The following is a 14,159-nucleotide window of genomic DNA, read 5'->3' on the forward strand; positions in this document are numbered from 1 at the left end:
GACAGAGCCAGGGAGGTCATGTTGTGGATACACGCATTCCAGTAACGGTGCTCAGCGGTTTCCTCGGTGCGGGGAAAACGTCGCTGTTGCAGCACATTTTAGAAGAGGGTCCGTCACGGACGGCCGTCATCGTCAATGATATGAGTGAGGTGAATGTCGATGCGGCAGTCATGAAGCAGGGCGGATTCCGCCGGCGGGAGGAAAAGCTGGTCGAGCTGTCGAACGGGTGCATCTGCTGCACGCTCCGGGAAGATCTGCTGCTGGAAGTGCAGGACCTGGCGGAGAAAGGCGGCATAGACCGCATCGTCATTGAATCCTCCGGCATCAGTGAACCCGTGCCGGTCGCGCAGACGTTCAGTTACATCGATGAAGAGCTCGGCGTGGATGTCACCAGCTCCTGCCGCCTTGATACGATGGTCACCGTCGTCGATGCAAACAGGTTCTGGAACGATTACGGCTCCGGCGATACGCTGCTTGACCGCCGCCAGGGACTGGACGAGGAAGACGAGCGCAGCATCGTCGATCTTCTCGTTGATCAGATCGAATTCTGTGATGTTTTGATTCTAAACAAAACGGACCTCGTTCCGGAATCCGAGCGTCAAAAGCTGCGATCCTTCCTGCAGAAGCTGCAGCCGGAAGCAGAAATTATCGATGCCGCCTATGCACGTGTTCCGCTCGATAAGGTGGTCAACACCGGAAAATTCTCCTTTGATAAAGCGAGCATGTCCGCCGGCTGGATCAAAGAGCTGGAAGCTGAAGAGCATATCCCGGAAACCGAAGAGTACGGGATCTCATCCTTCGTTTACCGGCGCCGGGCTCCGTTCGACAGCCGGAAGCTGGAAGCCTGGTTTGAAGAAATCCCTTAGTCCATTGCCCGTGCCAAAGGCATTACTTGGCTGTCGGAATATCCGGACCTCGCGTTTCTTCTTTCCCAGGCCGGAACCTCCGGCTCGCTGAACGCGGTCGCCCAGTGGGCCGCTTCCCTTGAGGAGGACGCTCAGCAGGAGCTCATGCAGGAGGATCCTGATCTTCAACGCGAGCTTGATCGTCATCCTGAAGGCGACCGGAAAACGGAGATCGTTTTTATCGGCGTCGACATGGACGAAGAAGCGATCTGCCGTTCCCTGGATGACTGTCTGACAACCATTGAAAGGAGCCGACCACATGGCAAAGAAATCAAAAGTCGCTAAGCAGAAGCAGCGGGAGGAAATGGTAGCCCGCTACGCAGAAATACGAAAAGAACTGAAAGAAAAAGGAGACTATGAAGCGCTCCGCAGACTACCGCGGGATTCTTCTCCGACACGACTGAAAAGCCGCTGTGAATTAACCGGACGTCCGCGCGGCTATATGAATCAATTCCGCATGTCCCGCATCGCCTTCCGGGAACTTGCACACAAAGGCCAGATTCCCGGAGTCAAAAAAGCCAGCTGGTAAAGGAGGAACCAACGATGCCGCTGCTGCATACCATTCTGAACGACCATATTGCAGATGACCGCAGCTACTCCTTTCATCTGGACGGCGTGCTTCACTGGATGGACAGCGCCTTTCTTATCCAGGAATTAATCGACAGCCCGGCCGAAGATCAGGAAGAACTGCTGTTATTCCTGGAACCGGTGAAAGACGATCCGGAACTGCTGCACAGCTATCTCTGCCGCCTTGCTATACTGTATGTGCAGGCCAATTCGTAAAAGGAGCTGGGTGTCATGACATCGATCTGGGAAGAAACGTTCCAAAAAATTCCGTACCTGTGGGGACACGCACCCGCTGATTCTGCCGTGCAAACGGCAGCGTTGTTTTCCAGTCATGGATTCCGTACAGTTCTAGTGCCCGGCGCAGGGTACGGCCGGAACGCACGGCCGTTTGTCGACCGGGGCATGGACGTCACCGGACTGGAACTCTCCGAAACAGCCGTCGATCTGGCAGGAAAGCAGCCGTTTTCGATGACGATGATGCAGGGGGATATTTCTGAACTGCCCAGCCTGACAGGCACGTTCGACGGGATTTATTCCCACGCGCTGCTGCACTTACTGCCGCCGGGAACGCATGAAGCGTTCGTCCGCCACTGTTTCCAGCGTCTGAATCCCGGCGGCTGCATGGTACACACAACCATCACACCGGAAGCTCCGATGTTCGGCAGAGGAACAAAGCTCGCCGATCATTATTACGAAGCCTCCCCCGGTGTACCGCTTTATTTTTACACCGAAGAACGACTGCGCCCATTATTTTCTGAGGCTGCGCAGCTGGATATTTCCATGATGCTCGAGCCAAATAAAGAACATCCGGAAAAAGCACCATTTCCCTACTGGCACATCACCGCCTGGAAAACGTGAATAAACAGCAAAAAAATCCCTCCAGGCGGACGTCATCTGCCGGGAGGGATTTCGTTCGTTATTCTTCGATCGATTCACTTAAGTTCTGCAGATGAAACGGAACATCCATTTCATCATCGACGACAAGCTCAATCACATGCAGTCCGTCCACCTGTTTTGCCAGCACGTCTTCCAGTTCCCCGGCCGTTTCCGCGCGGTCCACGACAGCCCCCGGAGCAAACGCTGCAGTAACCGCTGCGTAATCCCACAGTGGAATGTCGTTATAATCAGCATGCGGCCGCCCCGGATGAAGACGGCGCTCCACGGCGTAGCCGAGGTTATTCAGGATGAATATTTTTACCGCCATCTTCTCTACGTGCATCGTACTCAATTCCTGCACGGTCAGCTGCAGCGCCCCGTCTCCGATCATGCACCAGACCGGCGTCTCCGGCTCCGCAGCGGCTGCACCGACTGCGGCAGGAAGCGCATAGCCGATACTCTGCCACGACCCCTGCGAAAACATCCGGCATCCCTCCGGCAGCTTGACGTACGGCATGCCATAGGAGAAGCTTCCGGTATCGACAGTGAGGATGCCTCCTTTTGGAAGAGCCTCCTCTAAAATCGGGTAATACACCGTGCTGGAAAGGCGCTGGTTTTTCGCGCTGTGCTTCACCAGCTTTGGTGTTTCCAGCTCTACTTTCCCGCGGGCTGATTCCCGCTTCCCGAGTTCACGGAGCACGTCTGTCATCAGCGCCTGATCAATCCGCTCGCCAAAAAGCATCGTATGATCCGGCTGCAGATCGATCCGCTTGTTCTCATCAAGCTCTGCCTGAAACTTGGACGTATTGAAATCAGACAGCAGAAGACCGGCCGTTACAATAACGTCCGCTTCCTCCACCTGCTTCCGGATATATTCCGGACCGAAGGCGGCTCCGTAGACTCCGCCATACTGTGGTTCGTCCTCCGGAAAGGCACTTTTCCCCTGCATGGTCTGGTAGGTGGGGAGCTGATATACGCGGCTGAACTGAAGCACTGCCTCTTCCTGCAGAAAGCGGGAAACGCCGACATCGACGAGCAGGACGGGGCGCTCCGCCTCCTCCACCGCTTTATGTACAGCGTCCGCTGCCCACCAGCTGTCCACATTTTCCACTTCCTGCTTCTCTTCCGGTCCGGTCAGGGTGATCTCCGCATCAGCCGTATCCTGCGGCACTTCGATGTATACCGGCTTCCGCTCTGTGAGTGCGAGATCAATGAGACGGGGAATCGTTTCCGCAGCCGTCTCTGCGGTGATCCGCTCAGCAGCCGCTGTAATCGGTTCGTGCATACGCAGGTAGGCGTCTGTGTCCCCGTTCATTAAAGAGTGGTGGACGAGTTTTCCATCCTCCAGCACGTCACTGTCCGGCGATCCAACCACATGAATCAGCGGCACGGATTCGCTGAAGGCACCGGCGGTCGCATTCACCGCACTTAAATCGCCGACACCATACGTCGTAATCATCGCTGCTGCGCCGGTGGCCCTCGCATACCCATCCGCTGCGTAGCCTGCATTTAATTCATTTCTCATATGCATCATGCGCAGGTCTTCCCGCGTTTCAATTTCATCACACAAACCGAAATTATAGTCTCCCGGAAGACCGAAGACGATCTTAATACCGGCATCCCGGATACAGTCAAACAGCCACGCTTTAACAGTTGTCGTTTTCATGCTGAACACACCTTTCTTTGCATTCCCCTTTCCCTCTTTCTTCCTGAATTAACCGATGTCCTTCCTATTTTTGTATGATATGATGCAGAAAATGCTGGAAAGAAGTGATCTTCGTGAAATACATCCCTGTACAGCTCGAGAAACACGAAGCGGTGCTGACCGCTTTCCGCAGACAGGCACTGGAGGAAAGTTTCGGCCGGAGCAGTCACTTTCAACCGGAAACGTATCTGGAGTGGCTCGCCCAAAAGAAACGCCATTTTCCGGAGGGGTTCGTCCTCGTGCAGGAAAATGACGTGTTTATCGGGCAGCTGGAGCTGGCTGTTTCGGTTTATGAGCAGAATATGATCGGCTATGTGCATCTGCTCTATGTGATTCCGGAAAAACGCGGCACCGGAACCGGCCGGGATATGCTCCAGTATGCAGAGCGGCTGTTTCTCTCCCACGGCCTCCGGGAGTACCATCTCCGGGTATCGCTTACCAACGAAGCAGCACGCGGCTTCTACCTTCATACAGGCATGGAAGAAATCGGCGTGGAAGAGAACGGGACCGTCATGCGGATGCGGAAATACCTCTAATATTTCCCGGGAAATATCAACCGTTTTCTTTCAACCGTTTTAACGAGGCTGTCAGAAAAAAGCTGACGATGACTAGCAGCATCCAGGAGCTCAATTTCCCTAAGTCCACGACCGTCCATCGCTCTGTCTGATACGGGTAGGCCCACGCCTGAAAATACGTGGCGATATTCTCCGCGGTCCAGACGAAAAAGCCGATGAGTACAAACGAAAGAAGCATCGGCATCCGGTACACCCGGCCGTTCACCTGAAACCGGACAGAAGCCCGGAAGAACAGCAGCACGACAAGGCCGGTGAGCACCCAGCGCAGGTCAGTGATGTAGTGATGCGTAAAAAAATTGGCATATACCGCGGCCGTGAGCGGCAGAACGATATACGTACGCGGCCAGCGGATCAGGGAAATCCCGAGCCTCCGCCACGCCTGACACAAATAGGCGGCGACACTCGCGTACATGAATCCGCTGTAGAGCGGCACGCCGGCGATTTTCGTCCATGCTTCTTCAGGATAGCTCCACGATCCCATCTGTACTTTGAACAATTCCAGCGATAGGCCGAGAACGTGAAAAAGAAGAATGACTTTCCCTTCATCAGCCGTTTCAATGCCAGTTTTTACTAAGACGATCTGCGCTGTGAGAAAAAACAGAAGCAGCCAGTCGTACCTGGCAAGAAGCGGGAGGTCCACCAGCTGTGTCAGAGCCAGCCCGGCAAAAATAATTACCGGGAAGATGCAGGAAAGAGCCTGCTGCCAGCCGAAATGCCAGAATTGAACGAGAGCGTGCGGCGGACGGCTGACACGGACCGGATGCTTTGGGTAGGCCACAGCCGACTGCAGTTTATGCTTCATCGTCATCCTCCACGTATTCCAAAAGATCCCCCGGCTGGCACTCCAGCACCCGGCAGAGTGCTTCCAGCGTAGAAAACCGCACAGCTTTCGCCTTCCCATTTTTTAAGATGGAAACGTTCGCCATCGTAATGCCGACGCGCTCTGCTAATTCGGTGACACTCATTTTCCGCTTCGCAAGCATGACGTCAAGTCGAATGATAATTGCCATATTCCCACCTCACACCGTAAATTCCTGTTCGGTTTTCATGTCGACGGCTTCCCGTAAGAGACGTTCCAGAACCGCTGCAAAGACAGCAATAATGAACGAAGCTGCCAGAATAAACAAGCCGATGACGATAAGCCCTGGTGCATCATCTGCATCGGCTACAAGATAAAACAGCGGCATGCCGGCAGCATAGATGAGTGTAATTGCCATGCCGCAGTATTTGATTTTCGTCAGCGCCCCTACCGATACGGCTGAGAACGCTTCTTTCCGGTCGATCAGCCGCAGCAGACGGTATGCCTGATACAGCGCTGAAAAATACGGCACAGCCGATCCGTAAAAGACCGCGTAGACAAGCAGACCGATGCCTGGAAATTCAGGTACCATCAGCGCAGCAAACGACGCTGCCTGCGGTACGATAAACAAACAGAGCAGAAGAACCGGCACCGCCATTAAAGCAAGCGCTGCTTTTAACAGCAGCGTAGAACTCCATTTCATTATCCGTCACCTCATTTACCAGATTCTTCTGTTAGTATAGCTGGTTATTTATCGTTTATCAATAAATAATTATTCTTTTTGTATAAAGGTAACAATTATGAGGAGAGTTCTCTTCTTCCAATGTCTGAAGCTGCGCGTGTTCCGGAGGGGAGCTGACGATAAGGAAGGGGGAGCCGGCAGTGAAGTCTCACGACGGAGAAGTAAAGTCTACTAACAGAAGCTTCCGCTCCGGAGTAAGGGTAAACGAATACTTTTTAGAAGGCAAAAAAAAGAAACCCTCCCTTTTCGGGAAGGCTGTCGAACAGGTGGTAGGATAGCGGTGCTTCTCCAGCCCTCGGCGGAAGCCTGCGTGGGCTTGTCTGCAAGCCGGGCGCTAGTTGCACGGCTGCAGCGCATGAGCGGAGCCGGCCTTTGGTTTGAGCCGCAGGGAAGCGAACTTCTGCCATGCGGCGCGGCCGTGCGGAGCCATGTTTCTTCAAGCACAAAACGAATCGCACCGGCGTCCCAGCCCTGTTTCTGCATCCACGGCCGCCACAGCCCGCAGACCTGGATGGAGCATACCCGGAATCCCATCAAGCAAAAAAACCGCAGTGCCGGGGCACTGCGGGGGAAATGACGCTTAATATGGAAGTGCGTGCAGCGTTTCGCCGTCCGATTCCGTTTCCGTTAAGTTCTGGTTTACCCAGTTGATCTGATCGTCGTTTAACGCGATCGTTTTTGTACCGTCGGTTCCGGTAATAACGATATTGCCGTGGATCGTGTCATTCAGCTCGCCTTCATGCTGAAGTACAAGTTTTTTCTCCTGGTTCAGAAGTGCGGCGCGCGGGTTTTTCCAAAGGACGATATTTTCCGGGAGATATATAGCCTCCGGAGGTCCTTCCACGAGTCCTGTAATGGCATCAATGTTGAAATTGTCCATGTCGCGCTTTTCAAATCCGTTGTTTTTGTCCTGGAGATAGAGAATAGTCATCATATCTGCATCCTTTCGTACGAAATTGGCGTTCTGTACAGACAGTTACCATTTTTGCGGAAGGTTAAACATCCTCTTCTTCTCCAAGAGGTTCTCCCGTAAACTGGATGCCAAGGATGAGGACACGGTCTTCTTCCTCTATCATCCTTTCCACGTTGGCCGGAGCCAGAAAATCGCCTGCGGCTGACGAGCCGGAATGGGCGGCATAAAGCCAGATCGGTTCTTCCATCCGTATCTCCCGGCCGTTCCCGCCTACTCCGCTCACGCCGCTTACAGGCTCTATGTCTCCGGAGCTGAACCGGCTCGCCGTAAATTCGCCTCCGCCCCGATCAAACTGGATATCCATATGAACCGGACCTTCTCCAGTAAGACCTGCTGCTGAAAGATAGATTTCTTCGACGCTTTCCCACTCGAAGTCTACTCCCACAGCGCCGATCTGATCGGTATCCCGGACCGGTTCCCCGCCTTCATAGTGCTGAAACAGTATTTCGAGTGTCGCTGCCTCTTCCGGGATGTCCGGCTCAAAGGCCCAGGCTGCGTCGCTTCCAAACTGAAGCAGCCGCTCCTCTTTATCACCAAGATCTGCTGTGGTGAGATAGTCCCCATCCTCTGCACTGCAGGCAGCAAGCAGGAAAACGGCTCCGACTACTTTTTTCATGTCCTTCCTCCTAGGTGCGGACAGGCCACCCTTCCTGCTTGTAAGCCATCTCCCAGAAGGCATATTCCATCTGGGCGCTTAAGAGAAAGTGGGACTTCATCCGCTTTTTTTCTTCCGCTCCTGCCTGCTCGGCGCAGCGGTCGATCATCGAACGGAACGTGGTCGTAATGCTGTCTACTTCGTCTGCGGCGTAAAACATAATCCAGTCGTAGAACGGATGCGTTTTGTCCGGATTAACTTCTTCCGCCAGCCTGCAGCCGATTTCCCAGTATGTCCACGGGCATGGCGCAAGCGCCGTCAACGTCTCGCCGAGAGAGCCCTGAGCTGCCTCCATCATGTGGCGGGTGTAATGATGGGCTGTCGGTGCGAGCGGGGCCTTCTGAAGCTCTTCATAGCGCACCCCGGCCACCTCACAGAAATTATGATGCGGATGGACTTCGTCGTTTAAAATAAAACCGATCTGCTCCTGGAAAAAGGTCATGTCCTGCCGGTCCGTGCATTTCGATACGGCCAGGCCGTAAATGCGGCAGAACGTCGTTAAGTACTCAAAATCCTGCCGGACGTAATGAAGGAGCGCTTCTTTCGGCAGATCCCCCTCCCCGATGCCTTTCACAAACGGATGGTGGAAAATCGCCTCAAAAACCGGCTCCGCTTCCTGACGCAGTTCTTCTGAAAATCGCATGGTCTGTTCCTCCTCCAAAAATGTTGGAAGATGATCCACACCGGAGTAAAAAAACACTTCTCCCATCAGAATGGAAAGAAGCGCACGGCGGAAACAGCTGTACGAAAGCCGTTCCTGAGCCACTTTCCTCCGCTGGTATCAACCAGATCAGGTTCAAAGGGTCCGGCATCTGCCGTCTCAGCCTGTAGAAGGCTCCCCCAGTGGATATCTTCACCGCTCATTATACCGTTTCATCTGGGAAAATCAACCAGACTTTCGATGATCCTTCCAATGGCTCATTTTCCCGGACCAGGTTTGAATTTTTTCTGTACCGGCAATAGCACTTACGGAAAGTGAGAACGAAAAGGAGTGAAGATCGATGGCAGAACTGAAACAGAATCATAAAATGGGGTTCGGTACCGCCCCACTCGGCAACATGTTCCGGGAAATACCGGAGGAAGAGGCCCGCAGAACCGTCGAAGCGGCCTGGGAACACGGCATCCGCTATTTTGACACCGCGCCGTTTTACGGAGCAGGACTCGCAGAGATCCGTCTCGGTGAAGTCCTGTCCCAATACAACCGCGACGACTTCGTTCTGAGTACGAAAGTCGGCCGGCTGATTCTCGACGAAGAAGAAGATAAAGAAGGTCTGTTTCATTACGGCCGAAAAAACAAAGTCGTCGATGACTATTCGGCAGAAGCGACCGAGAAATCGCTCGAGGACAGCATGAAGCGCCTGCAGACGGACCGTCTCGATTATGTCTATGTGCATGACATTTCGCCGGACTTTCAGGGAGATGAGTGGCTGGCCCGCTTTGATGAAGCGCGCACCGGCGCTTTCCGCGTTCTGGAGAAAAAGCGGAAAGAAGGTGTTATTCAAGGCTGGGGTCTCGGCGTCAACCGCACGGAGCCGATTGAAACGGCGCTGCAGCTTGAGGAAATGCAGCCGACCATTTCGCTTCAGGCTACGCGCTACAACCTGCTGAATCACGAGCACGCTCTGCAGCGTCTCATGCCTGCAGCAGAAAAACAGGGCATGGATGTCGTTGTCGGTGCTCCATTCGGTTCCGGTGTGCTCGTCGGCGGCGACCATTATGACTACGGAGATGTCCCGGACGCCATTGCCCGCCGCGTCAACCGGCTGAAACAGATTGCAGAGTCGCATGATGTGCCGTTGAATGCAGCGGCGATCCAATTTTCCGCCGCGCACCCGGCTGTGGCAGCCGTTATTCCCGGAGGCAGCCGTCCGGAGCGCATTAAAGACAACATGGAAGCACTGCAGATGAACATTCCTGACGCATTCTGGCAGGAACTCCGCCGCGAAAACCTTGTTTCCAGACAGGCACCTCTTCCCGGTGGGAATTAATAAACGAAAGCGGGCACTCCTTCCTGGGTGCCCGCTCTTTATATCCCACCCTGATTCTCCGGTGACGCTGCCTGATTCCCCTGGTACTGGTGATACGCGACTGACAGCATCCCCCCGACAGCTAGAATGATTGGAATGCTGGTGCTCATGTTCGTCGGCTCCAGACCAGCCGCATAGCAGACAGCTGCCGTAGAAGAAACGACGAGGACAAGCGCTGCGGAAGCATTCCGCTCCTGTTTCCACTCCGCTGCGCTGCGTTTTTTCGGCGGCGTTTTGTATATTGACTCCAGAATTCCCGCACCGATAAAGAGCACGACCGATGCGGCGAGTCCAATCGGCGTAATGGATGTGAAGTCCTGCAGAATCAGGCTGACCATGGATGCTGCCATCAGGAAAAACGACGTTCTTTTCGCACGTCTGTTAGTCATGAGATTCCTCCCCGGTCCCGCTGTCCCGATGGTTCGTCCATTTTACATAGTGATACCCTGCAGCGCCGGCACCGGCGAGACCGATGACGACGAGGAGCACCGGCGGTATTGCTTCCACTTCCCCTCCGAGCAGGTACAGGACCGCTGCTGTAATAACGAAAGCCGCGGAAACAATAGCGGTCGTCAGCAGATTTTCTTTATGGCGCCTGGCTTCTACCTCGAATTTCCGATAATGATGCACCGTCTGCAGTCCGAGAAATACGGCCATCAACGCGGAAGCGACTCCTGATCCGACATCCGGGCCATTGGAAAACATCGAACTCGTCAACGTGACAATCCCGATCACCCCGGAGAGCACCGTTGCTGAGAATAGTAGGTTTTTCATAAACGCTCCTTATAGTCGTTTTCTCCATACTACCATATTAATGGAAAATAATGCAGGGTGATTTTTGTCACAGCTGCACGTCATACAGAATGATATGCTGAAGGCAGAAAAGGAGGCGGTTCTCGTGAACGTATGGCTTTATCCCGCAAAAGAGCGGTGGACGAGTGAAACGGCGGAAAACCTCGGTATGAACCTGGATGAAAATTCGCTTAGCTTAGAAAGCATGTCAGCTGAAGGTCGTCTTCGGCTCCATGGAATATGGGAAAAGGAACAGAAACGGCTTTCCCTCACCATTCCGCCGCGACTGACGATGCAGGAATACGACGGCATTCATCTGCTGATTCTTAGACTGCAGAAACAACTCGCCGCAGACGTCGATGATACAGAAACGTTTATGGGATATACCGAAAGCGGAGAGGAAGCGTACTTGATCCGCAACTGGAAAGCTTGGACCGCGTTTCTCCGCCAGGCCGGCCAGCGGTCGCTTTCCGGACATAAAGTACGGGTCACAAAGGAAGGAAATACGTGGGAAGGACTACTGCTCGATTACTGCGAGCGGCTTTCGCCGGAGAGGTATCAAATTACAGAGTGCCTGCTGCTGACGAACTCAGGGGAAATTTCCGTGCAGGGAACCGACCTGCTCGTGGAACCGACCGGCGATATGCTGCAGGCCCCGACAGAAGACGTGCCGTCTCTGGCTGACCAGCTGAAACGCATTTCTCCAACGTCGTAATTCCGCTTGTTATTGTTCATCTTCACAGGAAAGAGGCTGCCTCCAGCAACGGAGACAGCCTCTTTGTTTACTTAAATGGTGCATACTTCTACGGGACAGTCCCCGCACTGAAGGTACTCTTTTAAATAGGGAATGTTTTTTAAGATAATGTAGTTTCCTTCGTAGCAGAGCACGCTGTCTTTTTTCAGCTCGTTCATCATACGGTTGACGCCTTCGCGTGTCGTGCCGATGTAGTCGGCAATATCCTGATTAGTTAACTTCACGTCGATGAGCGTGCCGTCTGCATGTGCTTTTCCGTACGAATTGCTGAATCGGATCAACGTCGAATACAGGCCTCCTTTTTTCCCGCATAAAATCAAATCGCGGAATTTGGCCTGTGTTGACTGCGTGTGGATCGCGAACCATTTCATGAAAGCGACGGCGATTTCCCCGTTTTTCTCAAACAGGCTTTCGATCGTCTCCCGGTTGAAGCGCACGAGTTCAGCATCTTCTGCCACCGTTGCGGTCACGCTGATTGCCATTGGATTAAAGAGCCCTACTTCGCCTGCAAGTTCGCCGCGCTGCTTTAAATGCAGCGAGAATTCTTTGCCATCCACCGTCATTTTACTGAGACGGACTTTGCCGGACATGACTAAATACACGTATTCCGGGTACTCTCCTTCGGTGAAGAGAACCGTGCCGATTCGTTTCGTCATTTCCGTTCCGTGCTCTAGAAGCAGCTGCCGGTTTTCCTCCGACAACTGGTCATAAAAACGGCGCATGGTACGTTCCTGCTTCAGCATAGCCGCTCCTTTCTATAGTGAAAACCAGAGTGCATATGGTTTCAGTATAGAAGGAGCGGGCAGAAAAGTAAATATGTTGAAGAAAGTTTCTTCTTTTTTACTTCTTTATGATGAAGCAGCTTGTTTCCACGAAAGGGCTGGGCGGCGGACAAACTGGCGGTAGTTCAGAAGCAGACAGCACACCGACAGTACAGCGAGCAGAATGAACCCGACCGTATAGGCACCGAGCAGATCTCGTACCGTTCCGAGAAGGATCGGCGGGAAGAAACCTCCGAGACCGCCTGCCGCTCCGACAAGACCGGTCACTGCTCCGGTTGACTGCGGGAAAAGCTGCGGAACGAGCTTGAATACTGCGCCGTTTCCGATACCGGTAGATGCCGCAACAAATAGACAGGCCGCAGTCATGACAATCAGATTATGCATGCCGCCGCTGATGACAAGGGCTCCTGCAGCAATCCCGGTAAACACGAAGACGAGTACGCGCTCCGCTCCGAGCTTATCCCCGAGAAACCCGCCGAGCGGCCGGGCTGCCGTGGCCAGAATGACGAATCCGGCAGCACGCATGCCGGCATCCACGGCGGTAAGTCCATAGAGATCCATTAATAAAATCGGCAGGTACATACTGAAAGCGACGAATGCGCCGAAGGTGACAAAGTAGAACAATGAAAGCACCCACGTATTGGAGAAACGGACGACCGACAGCGAGTCACGAACGGTTTTCGGTGGTCCCTGCAAGGGCGTTTCCGGTGTAAAAAACCAGATGAGCAGCGCAAAACCGAGTACCGGAATAATGAGCAGCCAGAATGTACCGCTCACCCCCGCCACAGCGGCAAGACCCGGAAGAAAGAAGCCGGCGAGTGCGGTTCCGGCGTTGCCGAGGCCGTTCACACCAAGGGCGGTTCCCTGCTTTTCCGGCGGCGTCCATTTTGACACGAAGGTGATGGACACGGCGAATGCGGCTCCGGATGTGCCGAGAAGGAGTGCCCAGACGAGAAGCATGGCATAGGATGTCGTGAAGCCGATGCCGATGAGTGGAATGATGGTAAACAGTAAGAGGCCGGTGAATACTTTTCTGCCGCCGTACCGGTCGGCGAGAATGCCGGCGGGCAGCCGCATGATGGAGCCGAGCAGTACAGGTACAGCGACGAGCAGACTCTGCTGGGTGGCGCTCAGGCCGTACATGTCGCGGAAATGTCCGGCCAGCGGTGAGATCGCGGCCCAGACGGTGAACGCTGCGGCCATGGCAAGCGTCGAGATAAGCAGAATCCGCCGGCTCTGTGTCGTTTGTGTGTTCATCGTGATCCCTCCTGATGGCGTGGTGCAGCTCTATATTCGGCGCGGTACCAGCCGATGGTGCAGGCGGCGGTCGCCAGTGTCGTTCCGGCAGCGATGAGCGTCAGGGTATAGACCCGGGTCCATTCGTGGCCGAGGTACGCTTCGATCGTCCACTGGAGCAGGACGACGTGGACAGCGACAGAAACGAGAAGCACAAGGGTGTACAGGTGTTTTTTAGCCATGGCGCACCTGCCTCCCCACCGCGTAGACGACGCCATTGCGTACTTCCACGTCGATCCGCGGCAGTTCCCGCTGCGGCGGTCCGGCGGTCGGATGACCGGACTTCAGGTCAAAGTAGCCTTTGTGGCAAGGACAGACAAGCTCTTCTTTTTCCGATTCGTAAAATACCGGACACATTAAATGCGTGCACGCGCTGTTGTAGGCAAGGAGTTCACCGCTCTTCGTATGAATAAGAAGAGCCGGATCGCTCTCCTCCGGGTAATAAAACGTCGCGGATTTTCCGCGCGGCAGTTCATCCAGAGCAATAATTTCTTTGGCATCGTCATCCTCTTCCATGCCGATGGCCGCGCGGATCGAGAACGGAATGGTCGCGAGTCCGAGTGCGATCGACATGCCGGCGGTCGCTTTGATAAACGCCCTCCGGTTTAAATCCACATCATCTGCGCGGTTGACGTTGCTGACGAGCTGAACGAGCTCATCTTTTCCTTCTCTTTGATTCCGGACATTCTTTTTATTTCCCACGGGTTATTC

General features: G+C 54.0%; 19 protein-coding genes, 1 pseudogene and 1 riboswitch. Of the genes and pseudogenes, 7 read left to right on the top strand and 13 right to left on the bottom strand.

All coding sequences use genetic code 11. The features are described from left to right. Window positions 1–23 precede the first annotated feature (23 nt). The 4 genes and pseudogenes from C6I21_RS05840 (at window position 24) to C6I21_RS05855 (ending at window position 2,330) form a co-directional block, all read left to right on the top strand. Window positions 24–1,190 (top strand): annotated as a pseudogene (locus tag C6I21_RS05840) (GTP-binding protein). After that, a complete protein-coding gene (gene rpsN, locus C6I21_RS05845; protein ID WP_105958518.1) occupies window positions 1,165–1,434 on the top strand; it encodes a 30S ribosomal protein S14 in 270 nt (89 codons plus the stop codon). Before C6I21_RS05840 ends, rpsN begins: the two are co-directional and overlap by 26 nt. Window positions 1,435–1,448: 14 nt before the next feature. Then, window positions 1,449–1,688, top strand: a complete 240-nt coding sequence (locus tag C6I21_RS05850) for a hypothetical protein (RefSeq protein ID WP_105958519.1) — start codon at window positions 1,449–1,451, stop codon at window positions 1,686–1,688. Window positions 1,689–1,703: 15 nt separating this feature from the next. Further along, on the top strand, window positions 1,704–2,330 hold the full coding sequence (locus C6I21_RS05855) for a class I SAM-dependent methyltransferase (protein WP_105958520.1): 627 nt from the start codon (window positions 1,704–1,706) through the stop codon (window positions 2,328–2,330). Between the two features lie 58 nt (window positions 2,331–2,388). Here C6I21_RS05855 and C6I21_RS05860 read toward each other — a convergent pair whose 3' ends face one another. Next, entirely contained in the window at window positions 2,389–4,014 is a 1,626-nt protein-coding gene (locus tag C6I21_RS05860; protein ID WP_105958521.1) for an alpha-keto acid decarboxylase family protein, read from the bottom strand. A 113-nt stretch (window positions 4,015–4,127) separates the two neighbouring features. On the opposite strand from C6I21_RS05860, the gene C6I21_RS05865 reads away from it, so the two are divergent. Further along, a complete protein-coding gene (locus C6I21_RS05865; protein WP_181186123.1) occupies window positions 4,128–4,589 on the top strand; it encodes a GNAT family N-acetyltransferase in 462 nt (153 codons plus the stop codon). Window positions 4,590–4,605: 16 nt separating this feature from the next. Here the strand turns inward: C6I21_RS05865 and C6I21_RS05870 are convergent, their stop codons facing one another. The 6 genes from C6I21_RS05870 to tenA all read right to left on the bottom strand — a co-directional run bounded on the left by C6I21_RS05870 (window position 4,606) and on the right by tenA (window position 8,440). Beyond that, window positions 4,606–5,430, bottom strand: a complete 825-nt coding sequence (locus C6I21_RS05870; RefSeq protein ID WP_105958523.1) for a DUF817 domain-containing protein — start codon at window positions 5,428–5,430, stop codon at window positions 4,606–4,608. Beyond that, window positions 5,420–5,638, bottom strand: coding sequence for a helix-turn-helix domain-containing protein (locus C6I21_RS05875; protein WP_105958524.1), 219 nt, complete (start codon window positions 5,636–5,638; stop codon window positions 5,420–5,422). Before C6I21_RS05875 ends, C6I21_RS05870 begins: the two co-directional genes overlap by 11 nt. Window positions 5,639–5,647: 9 nt before the next feature. Further along, window positions 5,648–6,130 (bottom strand): DUF2975 domain-containing protein, encoded by a 483-nt coding sequence (locus C6I21_RS05880; RefSeq protein ID WP_105958525.1) that lies wholly within the window; start codon window positions 6,128–6,130, stop codon window positions 5,648–5,650. A 619-nt stretch (window positions 6,131–6,749) separates the two neighbouring features. Next, window positions 6,750–7,103, bottom strand: a complete 354-nt coding sequence (locus tag C6I21_RS05890; RefSeq protein WP_142393219.1) for a DUF3846 domain-containing protein — start codon at window positions 7,101–7,103, stop codon at window positions 6,750–6,752. 61 nt (window positions 7,104–7,164) lie between these two features. Further along, a complete protein-coding gene (locus C6I21_RS05895; RefSeq protein WP_105958528.1) occupies window positions 7,165–7,758 on the bottom strand; it encodes a hypothetical protein in 594 nt (197 codons plus the stop codon). Between the two features lie 10 nt (window positions 7,759–7,768). Continuing rightward, entirely contained in the window at window positions 7,769–8,440 is a 672-nt protein-coding gene (tenA, locus tag C6I21_RS05900; RefSeq protein WP_105958570.1) for a thiaminase II, read from the bottom strand. Window positions 8,441–8,547: 107 nt separating this feature from the next. Further along, window positions 8,548–8,649, bottom strand: a riboswitch (TPP riboswitch). A 149-nt stretch (window positions 8,650–8,798) separates the two neighbouring features. Between tenA and C6I21_RS05905 the strand changes: the two genes are divergently transcribed. Then, on the top strand, window positions 8,799–9,785 hold the full coding sequence (locus tag C6I21_RS05905; RefSeq protein WP_105958529.1) for an aldo/keto reductase: 987 nt from the start codon (window positions 8,799–8,801) through the stop codon (window positions 9,783–9,785). Between the two features lie 38 nt (window positions 9,786–9,823). On the opposite strand, the gene C6I21_RS05910 is transcribed toward C6I21_RS05905, so the two are convergent. Both C6I21_RS05910 and C6I21_RS05915 read right to left on the bottom strand, forming a co-directional pair. Further along, window positions 9,824–10,213, bottom strand: a complete 390-nt coding sequence (locus tag C6I21_RS05910) for a hypothetical protein (protein WP_105958530.1) — start codon at window positions 10,211–10,213, stop codon at window positions 9,824–9,826. After that, window positions 10,206–10,598: a hypothetical protein gene (locus C6I21_RS05915; protein ID WP_105958531.1), complete on the bottom strand. Its 393-nt coding sequence runs from the start codon at window positions 10,596–10,598 to the stop codon at window positions 10,206–10,208. The genes C6I21_RS05910 and C6I21_RS05915 overlap by 8 nt, the downstream gene beginning before the upstream one ends. 124 nt (window positions 10,599–10,722) lie before the next feature. Between C6I21_RS05915 and C6I21_RS05920 the strand changes: the two genes are divergently transcribed. Beyond that, window positions 10,723–11,331: a hypothetical protein gene (locus tag C6I21_RS05920; protein ID WP_142393220.1), complete on the top strand. Its 609-nt coding sequence runs from the start codon at window positions 10,723–10,725 to the stop codon at window positions 11,329–11,331. A gap of 71 nt (window positions 11,332–11,402) precedes the next feature. Here the strand turns inward: C6I21_RS05920 and C6I21_RS05925 are convergent, their stop codons facing one another. The 4 genes from C6I21_RS05925 to C6I21_RS05940 all read right to left on the bottom strand — a co-directional run bounded on the left by C6I21_RS05925 (window position 11,403) and on the right by C6I21_RS05940 (window position 14,150). Beyond that, the gene (locus C6I21_RS05925) at window positions 11,403–12,113 is read right to left on the bottom strand and encodes a Crp/Fnr family transcriptional regulator (RefSeq protein ID WP_105958533.1); all 711 of its coding nucleotides are present in this window, start codon (window positions 12,111–12,113) and stop codon (window positions 11,403–11,405) included. 105 nt (window positions 12,114–12,218) lie between these two features. Next, entirely contained in the window at window positions 12,219–13,409 is a 1,191-nt protein-coding gene (locus C6I21_RS05930) for an MFS transporter (protein WP_105958534.1), read from the bottom strand. After that, entirely contained in the window at window positions 13,406–13,630 is a 225-nt protein-coding gene (locus tag C6I21_RS05935) for a hypothetical protein (protein ID WP_105958535.1), read from the bottom strand. Before C6I21_RS05935 ends, C6I21_RS05930 begins: the two co-directional genes overlap by 4 nt. Continuing rightward, complete coding sequence (locus C6I21_RS05940) at window positions 13,623–14,150, bottom strand: QcrA and Rieske domain-containing protein (RefSeq protein WP_105958536.1); 528 nt, start codon at window positions 14,148–14,150, stop codon at window positions 13,623–13,625. The genes C6I21_RS05935 and C6I21_RS05940 overlap by 8 nt, the downstream gene beginning before the upstream one ends. Between the last annotated feature and the right edge of the window lie 9 nt (window positions 14,151–14,159).

The sequence above is a fragment of the Alkalicoccus urumqiensis genome, from assembly GCF_002993335.1.
Taxonomy (GTDB): domain Bacteria; phylum Bacillota; class Bacilli; order Bacillales; family Salisediminibacteriaceae; genus Alkalicoccus; species Alkalicoccus urumqiensis.